At 30.3% G+C, this 21,170-nt stretch carries 20 protein-coding genes; 2 read left to right on the top strand and 18 right to left on the bottom strand.

The window, feature by feature from the left end; genetic code table 4:
- Positions 1 to 28: 28 nt before the first annotated feature.
- The 9 genes from rbfA to OF377_RS00340 form a co-directional block, all read right to left on the bottom strand.
- Positions 29 to 364, bottom strand: a complete 336-nt coding sequence (rbfA, locus tag OF377_RS00305; RefSeq protein WP_263835912.1) for a 30S ribosome-binding factor RbfA — start codon at positions 362 to 364, stop codon at positions 29 to 31.
- A complete protein-coding gene (infB, locus tag OF377_RS00310) occupies positions 364 to 2,211 on the bottom strand; it encodes a translation initiation factor IF-2 (RefSeq protein ID WP_263835913.1) in 1,848 nt (615 codons plus the stop codon). The genes rbfA and infB overlap by 1 nt, the downstream gene beginning before the upstream one ends.
- Before the next feature lie 26 nt (positions 2,212 to 2,237).
- Positions 2,238 to 2,495: a DUF448 domain-containing protein gene (locus OF377_RS03285; protein ID WP_443080788.1), complete on the bottom strand. Its 258-nt coding sequence runs from the start codon at positions 2,493 to 2,495 to the stop codon at positions 2,238 to 2,240.
- A gap of 2 nt (positions 2,496 to 2,497) precedes the next feature.
- Positions 2,498 to 3,889, bottom strand: coding sequence for a transcription termination factor NusA (nusA, locus tag OF377_RS00315; protein ID WP_263835914.1), 1,392 nt, complete (start codon positions 3,887 to 3,889; stop codon positions 2,498 to 2,500).
- Positions 3,890 to 4,021: 132 nt separating this feature from the next.
- Entirely contained in the window at positions 4,022 to 5,011 is a 990-nt protein-coding gene (locus OF377_RS00320) for an ECF transporter S component (protein ID WP_263835915.1), read from the bottom strand.
- A gap of 22 nt (positions 5,012 to 5,033) precedes the next feature.
- Positions 5,034 to 6,401 (bottom strand): hypothetical protein, encoded by a 1,368-nt coding sequence (locus OF377_RS00325; protein WP_263835916.1) that lies wholly within the window; start codon positions 6,399 to 6,401, stop codon positions 5,034 to 5,036.
- On the bottom strand, positions 6,402 to 7,328 hold the full coding sequence (holA, locus tag OF377_RS00330; RefSeq protein WP_263835917.1) for a DNA polymerase III subunit delta: 927 nt from the start codon (positions 7,326 to 7,328) through the stop codon (positions 6,402 to 6,404).
- Positions 7,318 to 8,094 (bottom strand): TrmH family RNA methyltransferase, encoded by a 777-nt coding sequence (locus tag OF377_RS00335; RefSeq protein ID WP_263835918.1) that lies wholly within the window; start codon positions 8,092 to 8,094, stop codon positions 7,318 to 7,320. Before OF377_RS00335 ends, holA begins: the two co-directional genes overlap by 11 nt.
- A 4-nt stretch (positions 8,095 to 8,098) precedes the next feature.
- Complete coding sequence (locus tag OF377_RS00340) at positions 8,099 to 8,509, bottom strand: hypothetical protein (protein ID WP_263835919.1); 411 nt, start codon at positions 8,507 to 8,509, stop codon at positions 8,099 to 8,101.
- A gap of 86 nt (positions 8,510 to 8,595) precedes the next feature.
- Between OF377_RS00340 and OF377_RS00345 the strand changes: the two genes are divergently transcribed.
- On the top strand, positions 8,596 to 9,264 hold the full coding sequence (locus OF377_RS00345; RefSeq protein WP_263835920.1) for a LemA family protein: 669 nt from the start codon (positions 8,596 to 8,598) through the stop codon (positions 9,262 to 9,264).
- A gap of 77 nt (positions 9,265 to 9,341) precedes the next feature.
- Here the strand turns inward: OF377_RS00345 and pip are convergent, their stop codons facing one another.
- Both pip and leuS read right to left on the bottom strand, forming a co-directional pair.
- The gene (gene pip / locus OF377_RS00350) at positions 9,342 to 10,283 is read right to left on the bottom strand and encodes a prolyl aminopeptidase (protein WP_263835921.1); all 942 of its coding nucleotides are present in this window, start codon (positions 10,281 to 10,283) and stop codon (positions 9,342 to 9,344) included.
- Positions 10,284 to 10,288: 5 nt separating this feature from the next.
- The gene (leuS, locus tag OF377_RS00355) at positions 10,289 to 12,712 is read right to left on the bottom strand and encodes a leucine--tRNA ligase (protein WP_263835922.1); all 2,424 of its coding nucleotides are present in this window, start codon (positions 12,710 to 12,712) and stop codon (positions 10,289 to 10,291) included.
- Between the two features lie 57 nt (positions 12,713 to 12,769).
- Here leuS and truA point away from each other — a divergent pair, with 57 nt between their 5' ends.
- Positions 12,770 to 13,498, top strand: a complete 729-nt coding sequence (truA, locus tag OF377_RS00360; RefSeq protein ID WP_263835923.1) for a tRNA pseudouridine(38-40) synthase TruA — start codon at positions 12,770 to 12,772, stop codon at positions 13,496 to 13,498.
- A gap of 7 nt (positions 13,499 to 13,505) precedes the next feature.
- Here truA and pheT read toward each other — a convergent pair whose 3' ends face one another.
- Genes pheT through fmt form a run of 7 tightly spaced genes read right to left on the bottom strand, consistent with a single transcriptional unit; the run spans position 13,506 to position 21,152 of the window.
- Positions 13,506 to 15,827 carry a phenylalanine--tRNA ligase subunit beta gene (gene pheT, locus OF377_RS00365; RefSeq protein ID WP_263835924.1) on the bottom strand — a complete coding sequence of 774 codons (2,322 nt, stop codon included), beginning with the start codon at positions 15,825 to 15,827 and terminating at the stop codon, positions 13,506 to 13,508.
- An 11-nt stretch (positions 15,828 to 15,838) separates the two neighbouring features.
- Positions 15,839 to 16,837 (bottom strand): phenylalanine--tRNA ligase subunit alpha, encoded by a 999-nt coding sequence (gene pheS, locus OF377_RS00370; RefSeq protein ID WP_263835925.1) that lies wholly within the window; start codon positions 16,835 to 16,837, stop codon positions 15,839 to 15,841.
- Entirely contained in the window at positions 16,803 to 17,366 is a 564-nt protein-coding gene (locus tag OF377_RS00375; protein ID WP_263835926.1) for a hypothetical protein, read from the bottom strand. Before OF377_RS00375 ends, pheS begins: the two co-directional genes overlap by 35 nt.
- Complete coding sequence (gene nadE / locus OF377_RS00380) at positions 17,335 to 18,108, bottom strand: NAD(+) synthase (protein ID WP_263835927.1); 774 nt, start codon at positions 18,106 to 18,108, stop codon at positions 17,335 to 17,337. Before nadE ends, OF377_RS00375 begins: the two co-directional genes overlap by 32 nt.
- A 2-nt stretch (positions 18,109 to 18,110) precedes the next feature.
- Positions 18,111 to 19,409, bottom strand: coding sequence for a GTPase ObgE (obgE, locus tag OF377_RS00385; RefSeq protein WP_263835928.1), 1,299 nt, complete (start codon positions 19,407 to 19,409; stop codon positions 18,111 to 18,113).
- Between the two features lie 2 nt (positions 19,410 to 19,411).
- Positions 19,412 to 20,218 (bottom strand): hypothetical protein, encoded by an 807-nt coding sequence (locus OF377_RS00390; protein ID WP_263835929.1) that lies wholly within the window; start codon positions 20,216 to 20,218, stop codon positions 19,412 to 19,414.
- Between the two features lie 13 nt (positions 20,219 to 20,231).
- Complete coding sequence (gene fmt / locus OF377_RS00395; RefSeq protein WP_263835930.1) at positions 20,232 to 21,152, bottom strand: methionyl-tRNA formyltransferase; 921 nt, start codon at positions 21,150 to 21,152, stop codon at positions 20,232 to 20,234.
- Between the last annotated feature and the right edge of the window lie 18 nt (positions 21,153 to 21,170).

The following is a 21,170-nucleotide window of genomic DNA, read 5'->3' on the forward strand; positions in this document are numbered from 1 at the left end:
TCTAAATATTTAAATTTAGTAATCTATTTTATTGTTTGATTTGCTTTAAAAGATCTTCAATATGTTGTGCATAATCGATTGTTTGGTCTTTAAAAAACAGTAATTGAGGCATTTTAAAGCGGTTTCAATCATTTGCTAATGTAGAACGAATAAAACCTTTAACACGGTTTAACTCCTCTAATACATTATCAATATGTTCCCGACTTAAGGCATCAATATATACTTTCGCTACGGATAAATCAGATGCTAATTTAACATAAGTAACCCGTGCTTTATTAGCTAGATTATTTTCCACTTTCGTTACTAAAATATCATTAATCATATCTTTTAAATATGATTCTTGTTTTAAAATTTTTGTTGACATTATTGAACCTCATCAACACTTTTTTCATTAATTACATACGCTTCAATAATATCGTTTTCTTTAACATCATTAAAGTTTAAAATAGTTAAACCACACTCTTTACCAGCGCCCATTTCAGAAACGTGATCCTTCTTGTGTTGTAAAGAATTAATTTTACTTGTATAAATAACGATGTCGTCCCGAATTACCCGAGCAAGAGCATTCCGTTTCATTTTACCACTTAAAACAACCACCCCACATATTGTACCAATTTGTGAATGTTTTCATGTTTGTAAAACTTTTGCTTCACCGATCACTTCTTCAACTTTTATTGGATCTAATTCACCTTTCATTCAGTTTAATAGATCCTCTTTGAATTTATAAATAATTTCATAACTATAAATATCAACATGTGCATCATCTGCAATTTCTTTCATTGTTCTGTTAGCACGAACATTAAAGCCAATAATTAATGCTTGGGATGTTTGAGCCAGACGAATATCAGATTCGGTGATTCCTCCGATTGCCGCACGAATTAATGTTGTTGTAACACCATCCATCTCAATCTTATCTAACATACCCCGAATAGCTTCCAACGAACCTTGAACATCTGCTTTGACGATTAAGTTAATATTTTTTAATTCACCACTCTTAATTTTTTCACGTACACTATCGGTTTGGGTATTTTCTGCACGTTCAAGGCGAATTTTCTTTTGTTTAATTGAATAAGCAACATCACGTGCTTCTTTTTCATCTTTTAAAGATAAAAATTTGTCACCCGCTGTAGGGACCTCATCCAACCCTGATATCTTAACAGGTTTAGACGGTAATGCTTGGGCAATTTCATTATTATTTTCATCAAACATATTCCGGATTTTTCCGTATGTGCCCCCAACAACTAAATAATCCCCTTTCGTTAACGAACCATTTTGAACTAATAAAGTAGCAACGGGCCCAAAACCTTTATCAAGGTTTGCTTCGATAACCGTTCCATAAGCAAGTCGATTAGGATTAGCCTTATACTCATTTAATTCTGCAATAACATTAATTGCATCTAACAACTCGTTAATTCCTTCGTTTCTTAATGCAGAACCTTTGATACAAACAACATCTCCCCCAAAATCTTCAACCACAATATCTTTGCTTGATAATTGACTAATAACCTTTTCGGGGTCCGCACCAATTTTATCCATTTTGTTAACAAAAACAATAATCGGCACGCCTGCTGCTTGAGCATGGTCAATTGCTTCTTCAGTTTGCATTTTAATCCCATCATCAGCTGCAACCACTAATATAACAATATCTGTTAAGTTTGCTCCTCGAGCTCGCATTTCAGTAAAAGCCTCGTGACCTGGAGTATCAATAAAAGTGATTAGCTGGTTATTTTTCATCACTTGGTATGCACCAATATGTTGAGTAATCCCACCTGCTTCTCCTTCAACAACTGCTGATTTTCGAATTGTATCTAGTAAAGTTGTTTTTCCATGATCCACGTGCCCCATAATTGTTACAATTGGAGGTCGTTTTTCCAAATCTTTTTCATCATCATTAAAATTAATGTTCTCTAAAACATTTTCAGTTGAAATGTTTTTTTCAATTTTAAAATCTAAATCATATTCTAAACACAACTCACCAATTGCATTTTCGTCTAGCACAGAGTTGAGATTGTACACAATTCCTTTTTTAAAATAATGCATAATAATTTCATTGGTGCTTTTGTTTAATTTTGGAGCTAATTCCTGAATCGTTAAGGGTGATGTGAAAACAAATGTTCCATCGAAAACTCCTACATCAACCTGTTTGATTTGTTTCTTTAAATCAATACTTTGACGTTTATCTTTTTTAACTTTGGTATTTTTCTTGGCCATATTGTACGCTCCTTAGGTATCTAATATTATTTTAATAAGTTTTGTTGGTAAGCATTTAAATAATGTGCAACCATATCTAAATTCTTACACCCAAACCTTTTCGAAAAAAAGGTAAGGATTGATTTTAAATCAGTATTCTGATCAATCATTATATAATATCCCCTACCACTCATTTGATTAAAAAGAATATATTGCTCACGAGTGATAATAAACCGTAGCAAATTTGTTTGGGGATATTTATGACGTGTTTTAACGCATGTTCGAATAGAAATGATAGGTCGCATGACTATTTTGTAATTAAGTCCTCAAAACCTTCAACAACTCAGTTATCATCATCTTCATCGTTGCTTAAATCTTCATTTTTCAAATCTTCGTGAAGAACTGGTTGAATAATTGGTACATCAGATTTAATTGTTGATGTTTTAGCAAGTAATGCTGAATTTTCATCGGCATCTAACATCGCCAACACTTCATCATTTGATTGGTTTTTTTCATTAATTAAATGCATTTGTTTTTGGTGTCAAACTGTTTTATTAAATGATTCATAAGCTAATCTTTGCGCTTGAGCATCAGCAATAGATTTCACATCGATATTTGCTTGGACTAATTTAGAGATTAGACGAATATTTTTTCCTTGACGACCAATAATTTTTGGGAATGATTCATTAGTTACAATAACAGTCACTAATTGTTTGACTTTAAATAATGCATTCGGATCTTCATTGGGTTCATTTTTGATTGTCATCCCTAAAATATTATTCACCCCAATTGCATTTGCAATAAAGGTTTGTTTATCAGTTGAATATTTAACAACATCCAAGCGCTCTTCACCGATTTGGCGCTGAATTGTTTTTAAAATATTGGCATCCTGACCAATAATTGATCCAACAGGATCAATATGGGGGTTAGTTGAAGACACTGCAATTTTAGTTTTAAATCCTGCATCACGAACAATCGCATTAATTTCAATTGTTCCGTTGGCAACATCCACTGCCTCATTAGCAATAATCGTCTTAATTAATACTGGTTCTTTACGCGATAATAAAACTGGTCATAATTTGCTTTGTTCTTTGACCTCTTTAATTGCGAAATAGTATGAATTACCAACTACAAAGTTTTCACCTTTAACAATTTCACGACTTGATAAATAACCTTTAGTATTTCATTTATCTTCTAATTGAACATGATAGCCGTTAATATAATCATTATGTTGACTAACTTCAACAACTTTGGCATACACAACAGTGTTGATCATTGGTTCTCAGTATTGCGAAACCTTTTTATTATGTAATTCGGTTGTTCGTTGTTTTAATAATTGTAAAATTTGTGCTACTTCATACGAAGAAAAAATTTCATTGATTAAAGGGTGTGTTACTAATGTTTGACCAACCTTAATTTTAGGATCAATTTTTAACGCATCACTGTGTAATATTTGCACAGTATCATCGAAACTATCATCTTCGTAACTCGTATCATCAACAACGAGAAAAGATTCAGAAACAATAATATCCCCTTTATCGAAATCAATTGCAAACTGAATATTTTCATCCGGTTTTGAACGTTTATAAGTTTTTAAAAAAGCATCCAACAAAATATGATGGATATCTTGGATGGAAATATCTTTCTCCACCGCAATTTCTTTAACAAGTTTTAATAAACCTGATTCTTGGTTACTCATTGGTTAATCCTTTCGTTAATGAGATAAAGAAACGACAACCCTAGGAGTGGTCGTCGTTTCTATAAAATATATAAAATTATAATAATTATAAACTAATTTCTCAAAAACAGCAAGACCTATAATAAAAAACACCTAATTATTTTTAATTCTAATTTTATTATTTAAGTTAAATAACGGTCTAATCCACTTATGTTTTGCGATGTTTTTAACGTTAACAAAAATATAATCAAAGCTAAAAACAATACTAGTAAACAAAATAATATAAACAGGGGTTTTAACGCTTTCTTTAATAATTCGAGGAAGCAGATAATAATTTGCTCCATATTTTAAATACAATGTTGCTTTACGCCCGATATATTCTAAATACTTAACACTTGTAATTGGTCCCAGAGCAAACGAGAATACAAGAGTGGAAAATAATACTAACATTGAGCCGTAAATTAAATACACTAGGTGCTTTTTGGGATTCTTACGGTTTTTAAAATAGTATATTAAAACAAAAAATTCTGTAATTAAAAAGAAAAAAATTAAGAATCCTAGGGCAAGATATTTAAAAGTATTAACAAAATTGTCCTCAAGACTAAATTGAGATTTACGATTATTGTGGTATTTGAAGACAGATGCATTGGGACTAATTAATTCAATAATAATAACAAAGGTGAAAACAATGAATAGCATATAGAGAATCTGACTAACTAGTAAATCCACAATTGGCCGGGTGGTATTTTTACGTAATGTAGCAATTGAACCTAGTAAACCCGCAACTAATCCTACAATAGGTTCTTGAATAGCATACATCCAAAACCAAACCGCTGGTCTAATTAAAAATCCAACTGTATCGGTCAGAAAACCTGAAAAAAACCCAATTACTGGTCCAAAATACCATCCCAAAACCATCAATGGTAACCAGGCAAAAGAAATCGTAGTGTTCACCCCAGTTAGTTTAATATTTAAGAATCCTAACCCTAAACGCAAACCAAATAAAAGAGCATAAACTGTCATTAAATTAATTGTGCGCATTAATTTTAAAGGATAAAAGGGGAATAAAAAAACTAAAAATTTACTTTTTAGTTTTATTTGACGGGGATTTTTGGAAAACAAGGAATATTGAAAAGAAAACATATTCATCCTTTCTTGTTTATGATTACATATCAAATAAGCGCGAAAACATCGATTGTGAACGCTTTACATACTGGTTTGGGTTAATTCTATCATTTAAAATATCATCACGAATTTGATTAATCAATTCTGCATTTCGCTCGTGATCATATTTTGGTCGGAAGACAAGTGCAATAATTAAACATACAAGAATCGCAAAAATCATTGCAAATTCAATCATTTTAAAGACAAAACTTGTCATTCAAACACTGAATAGATGGTCATAGAAAGCTTGCACTGAAACAGAATCACTGAAACGAATTGTTCCATCATTCAACGGGTTATACCCTAATTTCTTATCTAAATAATTGAGTGAAAAATTACGAATATTATTAAATTCTAAAGCAATGTTTCCGTTTTTAAAACTAATTGTACCTTTATTGAAAATTTCAACAATTGCAATTATAAAGAATGCAACAATAAAAAAACCAAAGAAACCAAATTTAAAACTATATTTTGAATTTTCATTCTGATTTCTCTTAAACACTGAAATTCCCATAAAGATCGTAATCAAACCAACAGCGATTAACATCACAGGAACACCTATGCTATTAACTTGCGATAAAGAAAAAATTCCTCTTTTATTATCATCCCGTGTAATTTCAACATATAAATCACTATTAGTAATGATTGTTGTTTTTGTAGCAAACGAAATAACAGCAGATAAGAAAAGTAACAATAATAGTGCAAAAATTGAGTATTTAATAATTGGAATAATTCGTGGTTTTGTTTTATAAATATAAATTTTATTATCTAAAACCTGCTGATTTCAAACCATCATTGCAGCCTGGTCTAAATATTGATTTTTGAAAACATCTTCATCCATTGAAGATTGTTTACTTTGGTTTGTAGTTTCTTGATCACTAATAGTCTCATCATCTAAATCAACAACTTGGTCGCTTGCAACCTTATTAACAGCTGGTTCAGTTTCTACTTTTGTTTGTTCAATTTCTTCGTACCCGTATGATTCTTTTTTATCATAAATAAAGTTGACACTTGTAAATTGAGAAACGAATTCCCCAATATTTAGAGTATAAGTATTTTGCACATAATGCTGCAATGAAGATAATAAATCTTCATAATCATCGACATCGTTTAGTTGAATGGGTGTAGAAATAATATTTGGATGGTAAGCGATTAGAGCTTTATTAAATTCAACACTATTATTAACAGTGTCTCTGTTTGTTGTTTCCTGCTCTAGTTGTTCAAGCATCACAATGACTTGTGATACTAGTTGAGCAAAATCCTTATCCGTTGCGACCGCGTGATTTAATTTTTGGTTTAAAAATACAATATTTAAATACGCATTGGTTTTTGTCCGCAACAAAAGGGCATTATTGAGGTTATTAATCATTTATTTTTCCTTTCAGAAATTGTAGATTCAATTAGATAATCCTAATATCTTATTTATTTTACTTGATTTTAGATCAAGATCTAAAAATATTAACTTTTTTATTTGCGAATATAAATGATCATAACTAATATATTGCAAATGCTGCACATAATTTTGCATTTGAAAAGGTAATATTTTTAATTCTTTTGTAATTTGGGATGTTGATATTTTTTGATCAAGCTTTTTTTTAACAACTGCGTAATTAACTAGTAAACTTAGCATTAAATTAATGATACTTGTTTCATCATAACCAGATAATTTTAATTGTTGAATTAATTTGTTTAGTTCTTCATATTTTTTGGAAAACAAAAAGTTTAATAAATGAAATATATTAGCATCATCATAAACACTAGTATATATTTTAATTATATTTTTATCTATATTTTTAATTTGAGTTAATGCAAGTTTTTCTAATTCTTGATGCAAGAAAAAACGATTGTAATTTGTATTAAACAATAGCATTTTAATAGCTTCATCAGTAATTTTCCAACTGTTATGGTTAGCAAAATCTACTACATATTTATGAGCACTTGTTTTAGTCCATGTAACATCATTAATAACTATTTGAGCATTTAAAAATGCTTTAATTTTTGCCGCTTTACTAATATTTTTAGGATCAATAAGAAACACACAATTTAGTTGCTGATAGTTTGGGTGGCTAAAAATTTTTTTATTAAATTCCTCAAAAGTATCTAATGTACTAAAAAAAGTTGTATTTTCAATCACATATGTTTTTGCATCATCAAACAAAAAAGACTGTGTTAAAGCATCTAACATTTCAACCATTTCATCAGGTTGGATTTTTATAATTTCATCATGTATATTATTTTTTAACCAATTATTAAAAAATAAGTAGTAGTCACTGACTAAAAAAGTTTTATGATTCATAATTTAAAGCATACATAAAAATACTAGTTGCATTAGTTACATTTAACGATTCTGTGTTAGATAACATAATTTGCACAATGTGATCTGCTAAATTAATAAAGATTTCATCCAAGCCATGACCTTCATTACCTACTAGTAGGCAATAAGGATTTGTATTATGAAATTGATGTAAAGGAGTTGCATTTTTATGTAACGCTGTTGCTATTTTAGTTAATTGTATCTTTTTTAAAAAATCCACCGCAGTTTGTTTTTGATTAATATTCAACACATTGATTTTAAAAGTTGCACCCATTGCCGCTTTAATTGTTTTAGGATTATATAAATCAGCACAATTATATAAAACAATATTTTGCACATTAAAACTAACAGCAGAACGTAAAATAGTCCCAAGGTTTCCAGGATCTTGGATGTGGTCTAGAAATAAAATTGATTTTTTCATCGCTAATGGTTTGTTGATCATTTTTACTAAACCGAAAAGATGCCCACTTTGGACATTGCTACTGATCTTTTTCGCAACCTGGTCACTAATTTGAATAATCGTAATATTATTAATGAGAGTATATGGAAAAAATTGCTCATAGTTTTTGTCATAAAAACTGTTTGTGACAAATAAATGAGTGATTACAGCCTGATTATTAATCGCTTCATCTAATAATTTAATCCCTTCAATGACAAACGCCTGATGTTCATCACGATATTTCTTGTCAGCAACAAGTTTTGCAGCATGGATAATTAAAGGATTTTTATTTGATGTAATTATTTGCATTCTCTTATGATTTTCTTTTTACTTGTGGTTTTGGATCAGGTTTCTGTTCAGGGGTTGGGGTTGGGGTTGTTTCAGTTTCATCGTCATTAAATCCAAAACTAAAAGGGTTATTTTTAGTAAATTCTTCGTTATCTTTTAATGTCTGCATAAAATCACTTAGTGTCTTACTAAAATCTTCCATACTATCACCACGAAGATGTTCAGAAGCTTTTTGCATATGCTGTGTCATTTCTTTCATAAATTCCGCAGCATTAGGGTTAATTGCAACCTTATCTGTAGTTTTAACTAAATCAATAATTAAGTCTTGAATAAAATCAACCATCGGAGTTAATCCGGCGGGATCTAATTGCATCTTAAAGTTTTCTAATTTTTCATAATTTTCATCTGAAAATTCAATTGTAATTTTTTTACTCATAAATCCTCCTGCAAATTTAATATTACAATACCATTATTATATTATAATATAACGTATTAACATAATATTATGAATAAGAGGTTAAAATGTCTGATATTAATTTATGAGAGCAACAATCTGCTGAAGGAATGCATCCCAACGTTTCAAATGTTAGAAATGATGCAAAAGCAAGTAAAGGAGAAAAAGCATTATATATTTTCTTTTGAATTCTAGGTGTGATCTCTTTGCTTGGCTGAATTGGTCTTTTAGTTTGAAAGATTAAACAAAAAAATAGTTTTCTAAGTGAGAAAAATGATTTAAATGAAGCATCTTCACAAATCCAGGTAAATCAAGCAAAACGATTTGATACTTTAAATAAACTTGTTGAACAAGTAAGATCACATTATAAATTCGAAAATAGCGTTTTAGATGATGTCACAAAAAATCGATCAATGCGTTTAACAAATGACGTGGAAAAAGATGAACAAACAATTCAACAGTTACAATCATTAGTTAATGTTGCGTTTGAACGTTATCCCGATTTAAAATCATCAACAATGGTGATGGAATTGATGTCTGTTTCAACTTGATTGGAAAAAGAAATCGCATCAGCGCGTCGTGCATACAACGCATTATCAACTGCATGAAATGCAAAGATTTTTTCATTTATGCCTGTAATTGTAGCAGAACAAATGAAATTATCAACAATGCCTGTTTTTGCTGCAACACAAGCAGAACGTCAAGATGTCAATATGGCAAGTTTATCAAACTGATAAAATTAAATAAAAATACCACTACCGGGTGGTATTTTTATTTATTTAAAAAAGTTGTTTTTTAAATAATAACTTGCTTATTATTTAATTTTTTCATCCAAAATTTCAAGAATTTGTTTCAAAAGTGGGATGTCACGAGTTGTGTGTCCTGCTTTTTTAACAATATATAATTCACTATTTGGTAATTTTTTATGCAAATCATAAGCATCTATGGGGCGACAATCAAGATCAAATGCTCCGTGAACAATATAAGTTTTAATATTTTTAATAACATCTGCATTATTAAGAATATAGTTCTCTTCTAAAAAGCTATTATTATAAAAGTAATGGTTTTCAAGTTTAGCAACCGCAAACTCTTCTCTGTCAACCCGTTTTGGTCATTTCTGATCATTAACTGAAACAAGCGAAGTTTCTCAATCATTTCATTGATAAGCAGCAGCCAACATAACCGCTGGATCATATGAGTTTAATAACTTGTGGTACGCCTTGATTACATCACTTCGTTCCTCTTCTGGAATTCCATCTACAAATTGTTCATATTCCACTGGGCGCATCATATTCGCACCATCTTGGTATAATCATTTGATTGATGAAGCACGTGCGAGAAACACACCACGCAATAGTAAACTACGAACATCTTCAGGATACTTAATTGCATAGACAAGAGCAAGAGTTGTTCCTCATGAACCACCAAAAATAACTCATTTTTCAATATTTAAAGTTCGTTTCAGTAGTTGCATATCTTCAACTAAATGATGGGTGGTATTGTTTTCAAGACTCAAAAAAGGTTTTGATTTTCCACATCCTCGTTGATCAAAAGTAATTACAAAGTATTTTTTAGGGTCAAAAAAACGATGTGCAGCACTCCCGACTGATCCACCAGGACCACCGTGGACATAAACTACAGGGATTCCATTTTTATTTCCAGATAATTCATAATAAATTTGGTGTTTGTCAGATGTTGTAATATAACCCGTGTATCACGGCGTTGTTTTAGGATAAAGGTATTTTTTATAAGGCATAAGTTCTAATTTTTATTCTTAACAACAAAATTAATAATTTTGTTTGGGACATAAATTGTTTTAATAATTTCCACATCATTAAATAGCGTGCGCATCTCTTCATTTGCGTTAATAATCGCAAGAATTGCCGCTTCATCAAGGTCTTTATTGATTTTTAATGTATGCTTTAATTTTCCATTAAATTGAATTGGTAAACTAATATAGTTCAAAACCAATTTCTTTTCATCATAAATAGGTCAATTTTGATGATTAACTGACATAGCATGATTTGTTGCATATAATTCTTCTGCAAGGTGAGGTGTGAAACAAGATAACATAATTAGGAAATTATCTAAATAATCATAATTGATTTGTTTATATTTGTATAAGATATTTACAAATACCATCATTTCACTAATCGCAATGTTGAAACTATATTCATTCAATGCTTGGGTAACATTTTTAACCATTTTGTGGTAGGCATAAACTATATCTTCGTGTAAACCATCAACATCTTTAATAACAGTTAATTGATTGGCATTAGTATATAAACGGTAGACACGGTCCAATCACTTTCGCATTCCATCTAGCCCTTCATCGCTTCATGGTAATGAAGCGGTCAACGGACCCATAAACATTTCATATAATCGCAAAGTATCGGCCCCATGAGATTTAATAATATCATCCGGATTAATTACATTACCTTTAGATTTAGACATTTTTTCACCATTTGGTCCCAAAATCATTCCTTGGTTAATGACTTTAAAAAATGGTTCCTTTGTTGGTACAATCTTAATATCATATAAGAAAGCGTGTCAGAAACGAGCATACAGTAAATGTAATACAGCATGTTCTTGACCTCCAACATAAATATCAACGGGCAGTCATTTCTCGAACCGTGCATAGGCTTCTTTAGAGTTTAAAGGTAAATATGTGCCATCAGAATTTTTTAGAATATATGCTAGATAATACCATGACGATCCAGCTCATTGCGGCATGGTGTTTGTTTCTCGTCGATATTTTTTCCCATCGATTTCCACATATAATCAATCTTTGTTGTTAGCTAGTGGACTTTGCCCATCTCCACTTGGTTTAAATTCTTCTAAATCCGGTAATAAAACTGGTAAGTCTTCAAGAATTTTTATATTATTATTCTCATCAAATAGTACTGGGAATGGTTCTCCTCAATAACGTTGGCGTGAAAAGACTCAGTCTCGTAATTTAAAAAATGTTGCAGGTTTTCCTATCTGGTTATCCTCTAAATATTTTCCAAGCGCATCTATTGCTTTTCTTTTGTTTAAACCATTAATTAATGGCGAATTAATGTATTGATCCTCGTTATTGTTAATTGATTTTTGAATCACAACTTTAATAGGCAAATTATATTTTTTTGCAAATGCTAAATCTCGGTCATCGTGTGCAGGAACACCCATAATTGTTCCTGTTGCAAAGGTATTTAAAACATAATCCACTACATAAATTGGAATTTGTTCATTATTAATAGGGTTTAAGGCGTATAATCCCATAAAAACACCATTTTTATCTTGGTTAGCAAGACGTTGACGGTCAGAAGTATTTTGCATTGTCTTGATAAAATTAATAACCGCAGCCTGGTTTGTACTTTTTTTAATCAATGCATCAACTAACGGATGATCATATGCGATTGCAACAAAACTTACACCGTAAATCGTGTCCAAACGTGTTGTAAAAATATCACAAACTAAATCCGTATTTATAACTGGAAAATGAACAATATGACCTTTAGAACGACCGATTCAATTAGTTTGTAAAGCTTTTAGTGATGGGGAGAAATCTAAATCAACAAGATTGTTTAATAATTTGTCTGCATAAGCACTAATTTTTAAAACCCATTGCTTCATTGGTTTCTTGAACACGGGGAATTTGCCTCGTTCACTGACTGGATTATTGTGTTCGTCATAAACAATTTCTTCATTGCTTAAAACTGTCCCTAACCCTGGACATCAATTAACATCAATGTCTTTGATTTCTGCAAGATTGTTTTTATATAACTGCACAAAAATCCATTGTGTTCACATGTAAAACTGGGGATCAGTTGTATTGACTTCTTTATTGTAATCATAATCAAAACCTAACATTTGCAATTGTTTGCGAAAGACCTCAATATTCCTCATTGTAAATTCACGAGGGTGATTATTAGTTTCAAGTGCATATTGTTCTGCAGGTAGCCCAAAAGCGTCTCAACCAATTGGATGCAATACATCAAAACCATTTAAGCGCTTAAAACGCGAAATAACATCAGTTGCAGTATAGCCCTTGGGATGTCCCACGTGCAAACCTTTTCCGCTGGGATAGGGGAACATATCTAAAACATAACATTTAGGGTGATCCTTGCGGTCTTGAAACTGGTATGTTTGATGCTCAAGTCAGTGTTTTTGTCATTTTTTTTCGATTTTATTATGATTGTACATATAATATCCTTTCTGTTATGATAAATTATATTTTATATTGTAAATGTAGGTTTAATGATGAATTATAAAATTAGTGTTCAATATGATGGAACCAATTATTATGGTTGAGCAAAACAACCAAATAAACAAACAATCCAAGAGGTTATTGAAAAAACATTTCAACAAGTATTTAAACTTGATGGAATTAAAGTTATTGGATCAGGACGAACCGATCGATATGTCCATGCATATCAACAAGTTTGTAATGTATTCCACGCAAATTTGCACTATCCATCACACATAATTCAAAAAGCCATTAACGCTTTTTTACCTTCTGATATTCAAATCATTGATGTAAAAATAGTTGATGATGATTTTCACGCTCAATACAATGCTATCAATAAGACCTATATGTATGTCATTAACAAAGAAACAAATTTGTTTGAACGCCATTATGCATATTATGATAGTCGTTTAAAATGAGATATTAATCGACTAGAAATAATTAAGCAACAATTTTATGGAACACATAATTTTCTTTCATTTAGCACTAGTGAACTAACTAATACTGTACGGGAAATTCAAGCAATTGAAATTATTGAAACAAAGAAAGATGTAAGAATTTATATTACAGGAAACGGTTTTTTAAAAAATATGGTTCGAATGGTAGTGGCAAGTATGTTGATGTATATGAACTATGAACGAACCGAAGCAGAAATCATTTATCTTTTAAACCATCCGCTAAAAGGAAGTGCTCAAGCAATTCTTCCAGGACACGGATTATATCTAATGAAAGTTAATTATTAAATTAAATTTAATTGATTTGATAAGATTCTAATAATGCTTGAATTTCCTTCATCAATGAAATAATTTCATCATTACTAATAATTCGGGAATTATTATTAAAATGGACACGGAATGTATATACTGTGTGCGTGTCTTTAATGTAAACATCATACACATATACTTGGTGTACTTGTTTTATTTTTCTTAAAGAAGCTAAAATTTTATTTAAATTAGTTTGGTTGTTTAAAGGAATTGAAAAATCCTTAATGATGTCGTGAAAACTACTTATCGGTTGATATATAACCGGTTGTTTTGGCTGTATTAAGTCTCACGGAATATTTAAGCTAACTAAATATACTGGATCAATAAAATCATACCCCTGACTAATGTTTTGTTTTAATAAACCTAGATAACCATGGGTTAGTTGGTTTTTAAAACTAATTTTTAAGGACTGATTTGTGTTCAATTCCATAGCATCATCGTTTGCTAAGTACTCAAGTTTTAAACCTAAATGATCGGCAATTAATTGAGCAAAGTTTTTAGCTACTAATAAATTCGGCTGTAAACCCTGATGTTCAAAAGAGTTATAAAATAAAAAACTACTTAAAGCGATCGTAATATTTAATGCTTTGTTCTCTGTTGTTTGGTTAATTTCTGTAATTTCAAAAACGTTTTGTAAATCGTTTTTATAATGTAAATTATAAGTTAAAGCATCTAAAACACTATCAATGTTATTTAGTTTTAAATGAGCCTTACTTGATGAAAGTGGATTAAGAATGTCATATGTCTTTTGGTTTGGATAGTATCAATTAAAAGCATATGCTTTAGACTCTGGTTTCAAATGGTAGGTTTTTAATTCTACTAAATTATTATTAATCAGTTTTTCTTTTAATTGATAAACCACATCGTATTTGAAATTGTTAACTTTATTGCTATTAGCGGATGCAATGGGTAAAGCAGGAATCTTATTAATATCATAGAGTTTAATAACATCCTCAAACACATCATACTCGTTTAGCACATCAGTTCGATAAACAGGGGCAATAACATTATCCTTTGCGATTAAATAACCTAGACGAATTAAAAATTCTTGTGCCTGCTTAATATTAATATCATTAGTTCCTAGTACCTGATAAAGCTTGTTTCAATTAACATTGATACTAGTTGTTGGTTCTTCAAAAGTTGCAAACAGTAGTTTTTGATAATTTTTAAAATAATTTTGTAAATATTTAACGGTCAGTAATGTGACAGATTCATTGAGTGGTTTAGAAAACAAACTAGCTGCATTTGAATTAATTTTTAACCGGTTGGCTGTTTTTTTCACATATGTAAAATCAAAATTAGCACATTCAATATAAACATTTTTTGTTTGATTATCAACTGCGTGACTAGCAGCGCCCATAATCCCACATAAAGCAATAACACCAGTGTCATCAGTTAAAACTAAATCCCCTGGTAACAAATCGTAAGTTTGTTGGTCGATCCCCACCATTCGGGTAGTAGTTGTTAGTTCGCGAACAAATAATTTTCCCACTACCTTGTCCGCATCAAAACAGTGCATAGGGTTTGAAGTCATCAGAGTTAAATAGTTTAAGTGATCATTGAAATTATTGTGTACAACTATTTTATGATGTGCTAATAGAACTTTTTGTTTCAAGCTAACAGTAGTATCAAAATTGGTAATCTTTGTTAAAAAATAACTGCGAATAATATTGGTGTTAACACTAATAATATCACTTGTTAAAGGTTGAATATTAATTGTTTCATTCTTATCATAAACAAAATTATAAAGAGCACTTAATTCTTTAATTATATAATGGTAGCTATTTAATTCATTACGATTTGATGGCAAGGATAAGTCAATCATTAAATCCTTAATATAAAGATCATCTAATAATGTCAATGCCTGTTCAACTTCTTTTGTTGCAATGGCGTTTGCTCGATCAATTTTAGAATAATAACTTGCGTGTTCATAATCTAATTCATCAATTCCCAACAACATCCCGTAAGATACAACACCTTTAAAATCACGCTCAGTTATTGTAAAATTACCGATCTTTGCACCAGTGTGCGCCACCAAAACCCAATCCCCAATCATTAAATGCAATTGGTTTGTTACAATTTGTAACTTTTGATTATCATTATTCAAAAAAATAACTTGAACCTTATTTAATTGTGGATGATCTGCACGATCAATGATTTGTAAACAACTAATCTTATCAATATTAGATACAGGATTTACTTGCTCCACCTCGCACCCTAAGTTCATTAATGATTGTAATAATTCATTAAAAGGAACTTCTGCTAAATTCGGTTGTATTTCTAAGATTTTTTTATAACTAATTAACATAATGTTCCTTTCTAAAATTGTTTGTTAAATTTAAAATTATTATTATATAGATGTCGAATATCATCAATGTTGTGTTTTAACATAATAATTCTATCGATTCCAATACCAAATGCAAGTCCATCTAAATCTTTATTAATTCCCGCATAATCTAATACATTTTTATGCAACATTCCTGCACCCATAATTTCAATTCACGTTGTATATTTACACACATTGCACCCATCCCCATTACATTTAAAACATTCTACGTCAACTTCAAAAGATGGTTCAGTAAACGGAAAGAAACTTAAACGAAAACGTGTTTTTAAATCTTTATTAAAAACATGACTTAAAAAATTGGTAATAATTCATTTAAGATTTGCAATACTTAAACCTTTTTTAACTCAGACAAAATCAATTTGCATAAATTGATGAGAGTGGGTTGCATCATCGTCATCTTTTCGATAGACATTTCCATATGACATAATTCGGATATCATCACTTTGGTTGTTATCTAACAAGTAGGCTGTGTTGGTTGTGCAATGTGTTCGTAGCATTAACTGGCTATTAATAAAAAATGAATCTGCGTTTGCACGTGCTGGATGATTAGGATCAATATTTAAAGCATCAAAGTTTTTGGTTTGTAAAACCACTTCATCCCCTGAAATAATTTCAAAATTTAATTGTTTAAAGAAACTAACAACATCGTTGATAGTCTGGGTAAATAGATGTAAATGTCCTTGGTTTAAAAGTTGAGTATTTAAACTTAAATTATCATAGATACCAAAGGAATTAGGTTCATTACGATGATCAAATTTTGTACAAATTGATTGAAATAATTCTTCAATCCCTTGTTTTAATTCATTAATCATTAAACCCATAGTTTTTTTGTCGTCCGCACTTTTTAACTCTTTATATAATGGTGTCAAATGTTGTTTAATAAAAATGTTTTTAATTTCAGTTAACTGCTGTTTATTTTGCGCAACGCTTAATTGGCTATGCAGTTGTTGTAGAATTTCTTGTTTGTTCATCAGAGATTTTAACCTTCTTCTTTGTAAGACGTTTTGTTAACCGTTTAGTCTCTTTCTCGTCTTTGTTAATTTTTTGTTTTTGAGTAAAGAATTTAATTCAACTTGAAAATAAACGTTTTTCTTTTAGTTCAGGAATATAATGGTTAGAATATGACCAATATGCAAAAATATTAATGTTTAGTATGAGAACACAAAACAACATAACCCCGACAACTGAACCCCATTTAAAAATTTGCAAAGCGTAATAATTATCCAAACTCACTCCGTATTTATCATCAATAATAATATCGTAACGCACATCAATCCAGTGGTTGTATGATTTAAGTGAAAAATCCAAATTAACAGCAGCGTAAATAAGAATAGCAACTAAAATTGCAATAAAAATGTACGTAATCGCGGTAATTACCCAAAAACCTTTATAAGTTTTCATTCATTTACGTATTTTTTTTCATTTACTATTCTCTGGTACCTTTGCAGAAAAAGGCGGAGTGTTTAAATTATTTGTTTGTTGGTTTAAATCATTGGTCATAGATAGTTTGCACTTCCTTTGTGAACACATATCGGTTAATCGTAAAATGCTTGTGTGTGTTTTTCTTAATTTGTTCTTTGATTTTTAATAAATGCTTAGTGTTCGCAGTTTTATACCCCAATAAATTACGTTCATAATCTTGGTAATTAAAACCAAGAATATCATAATCGCTTAAATCATTAAAACCGGGTGATGGTTTTTTATCAATAATCGATTTAGGAAGTTGAAAATATGCTGCAAGTTTGTAAATTTGAGTTTTTAATAATCCGATTAATAAATGATAATCTGCATTATTATCACCATTTTTTGTGAAAAAACCTAAATGGTATTCATCAAAATTTAAACTTGAAATAACAATTCCTTGATATTCATTTGCAACTGCATATAAGTAATTATTTCGAATACGAGTTTTTAAATTATCATAAACAATAGGGTTTGTAAATTGATTTTGCATCATTGTTTGATAACTATCATAAATAGTTTTAAGATCAACTACTTCTATCATTGGATATTGTTTTTGCAAAATAAAAATATCTTGTTTATCATGGTTTGTAGATTCGATATCCAAAAAATATGCTTTAATACTAATTTTAATCGGTAAATTACTTAAGATTGCTAAACTCAAAGCGCTATCAATACCTCCAGATACTCCCAAAACCACAGTATCAATCTCATTGGTCGTTAAAAAATTAGTAAAGTTTTTGATCAATTTATGCAGATAACTTTGTAAACGTGTGCACATAACTAATCCATTTCTAAATGAATATCGTAAATAAAAATGTGATCTCCCGGTTGAGCACCGAATGCGCGTAATTGATCATGAAATTTAATAGATTCAAGTTTATTGTTAAACCGAACAAGGTTATCGTTTGATTTAAGAATTGGAATTCTATGCGCTCAGAATTTTAAAAATTCTCCTGTTACATAAAATACTCCTGGTTCTCTTTGTTCAATAAAAATGGTTTCATCCAAAAGTTTTTTAATTTCTTTTTGGGGTTTCTCATAAATCATAATTTCATCTTGTTGTTTTTGTTGTAAAGCAAATGCTTGCTTTTCTGCATAATAAGCTTGAATAATTTCTTGTAACATTTCTTGAATATTAAGTTTTTCAAGCGCAGAAACAACAAGAATATTTGTATTTTTTAGATGTTTTTTTAATTTTGCTAGCTGCTCATCAGCACCTAGGGCATCCGCTTTATTAGCCACCAAGATAATTGGTTTTTCAGCAAGTTTTGTATCATATGCTTTTAGTTCATATCGGATGGTTTCATAAGCGTCAATAATATTATCGTGGTCATTAGGATCCAATGAAATTAAATGTAAAAGTAAAAAACAACGTTCAATATGTTTTAAGAAATCAATCCCTAAACCATTTCCCTCGTGCGCTCCTTGAATTAGCCCTGGAATATCTGCAAAAACAATCCGGTTATCGCGGTCATAAATTGTTCCTAAAATCGGATTTAAGGTTGTAAATTGGTATGCAGCTGTTTTAGGTTTGGCATTCGTAAAAGAACTAATTAGTGTTGATTTTCCTGCATTAGGTAAACCAATGATACCAATATCTGCAATTGATTTCAATTCTAAATGAACACGTTTTTCATCCACAATTTCTCCCAATTCGAAAATTGATGGGGCTTTATGAAAAGCATTTTTAAAATGTGTATTACCATGACCACCTAATCCACCTGCTTGAATTAAATACGCTTGGTTGTCAATTAAAACTTCCGCAATCACTTCACTTGTTTCTTGGTCATAAACAATTGTTCCAAGTGGAACTTTAATATAAACATCATCCGCGTTTGCACCGTGTTGGTTTTTAATATCCCCATTTTCCCCGTTTTCTGCTTTAAATTTCTTTTTGTATTTTAGTTTTTCAAGCGATAACTCATTATGCGAACCAAGAAAATAAATCGATCCACCATTACCACCGTTACCACCTGCAGGACCACCCATTGGGACATGAGTCTCACGACGTCATGCCAACTTACCATTACCACCGTTTCCTGCTTTTAGTATAATGTCACACTTATCAACAAATGCCATATTTATTTTTTATCCTTTTCATCTTTTTCAATTTTAAACTTATCATTTGGTTGGACTTTGTTTTGCTTCTTCAATTCTAAAATCTTCTGACCGCCTGCTTGATAATAAGCTTCCGCATCTTGATATTCATTAAAGATATCTGTTGTATATTCAACTACATTTTTTGAACGTGCAATCATCGCATTTGTAATTCGCACCATAATTACAATTGGTAAAATAAATGACACCAAAACAATTACAAAACGAATTAAATAACCTCAAAAATAAGAAGGGATGAACCCAGTAATGATCATAATAAAAAACCCGAATCATGAAGCAACAATGGGAACTAAAATATCTCAGCGAACTTTTTTAATCGAAAAAACAAGAATGATTCCTAATACTAATGCAAAAAGTAAATTAACAGTCATTCCAACTCAAATTTCATAACCACTTAACACACCAGTCCCATAATCATATTTATTTTCTTCAAGAAAATATTGTTGAAATTTAATTAAGGCATCCTTGTGCGAACCAGTTGCGTTTGCAATTTGATTATTAATATCTAATCATTTGTAAAAACCGAGTTTACTTGGATAATTAGTTTCATTCAAAATTCCTAATCCATATCAACGTCCATTTTCACCAACAATATTATTTTGACCTAATAAATTTGGTTCACCGAATAATAAAAATAATATAATCATCGGAAAAACAACTACAAATAATGTCACTAAAAACTTAATTAAATTCGGTGATTTATTTGTAGCATTTATTTTAAAACTACTTGCAAAATTACTTCTTTTATTATGGGTTGCAAATTGATTCATCTTTTTTGTCCTTCTATTTTAAACTATCAAAAATGCTGTTCCCATTTAGGATGGCATCAATTGCAGTTATTTTTTTATTGGGTAATTGAATAGTTTTGATTTTGATATCAAAATCACTTGTTGCAATTAAAATTTGTTTATTAACCAGTTTAATTGTTCCTGGAGGATAAACTGATTTTTGATTAGTTAGTTCAATATTATAAACTTTAATATCTATATCATTGTAACTTCATAATGCAACGGGTTTATCATTTAAACCATTAACAAATCGGTTAACCATTCATGCTGGTTGGTTAAAATTAATATAGCGTTGCTCTTTAGTAATATTGTATCCAAAAGTAACCAATTGTTCATCTTGGACTTGTCCAATCAAATCAGAAGAACACAAATCATTAAAGTGCTCTTGAATTAAATCTTGACCTAATTGAGTTAAAGTTTTTAATAACGACGCATAAGTTGTTTTTTCTGTAATTCCTGTTTTTTTACTAAACAAAATGTTTCCAGCATCCATTTGTTTAATCGTGTGCATCAGAGTAACACCGGTCTCTTTATAGCCATTAATAATTGCGTAATGAATTGGTGCTCCGCCCCGTAAACGAGGTAGTAAAGAAGCATGTACATTGACAATTTTATAGCGGGGAATGTCAATAATTTTTTGAGGAATAAATTGACCATAAGCACAAGTAATAATAATATCAGGGATAAGTTGTTTAATTTCATCTGTAATTGTTGCAATTTTTTCCGGTGCAAGATGTTTGAGATTATGAGCAACACAATATGCTTTTACAGGGGTCATTAATAAATCTTGTTTACGATTTTTTTGTTTGTCAGGTTGCGAAACAACACCTACAATCTCTACGTTAGGTAATTGGTGAATAGTTTGCAAAATATCAGCAGCAATCTGCGGTGTTCCAAAAAAAATTACTCTAATCATATAAATACTCCTTAATAC

It is taken from the genome of Ureaplasma sp. ES3154-GEN (genome assembly GCF_025780075.1).
GTDB lineage: Bacteria > Bacillota_I > Bacilli_A > Mycoplasmatales > Mycoplasmoidaceae > Ureaplasma.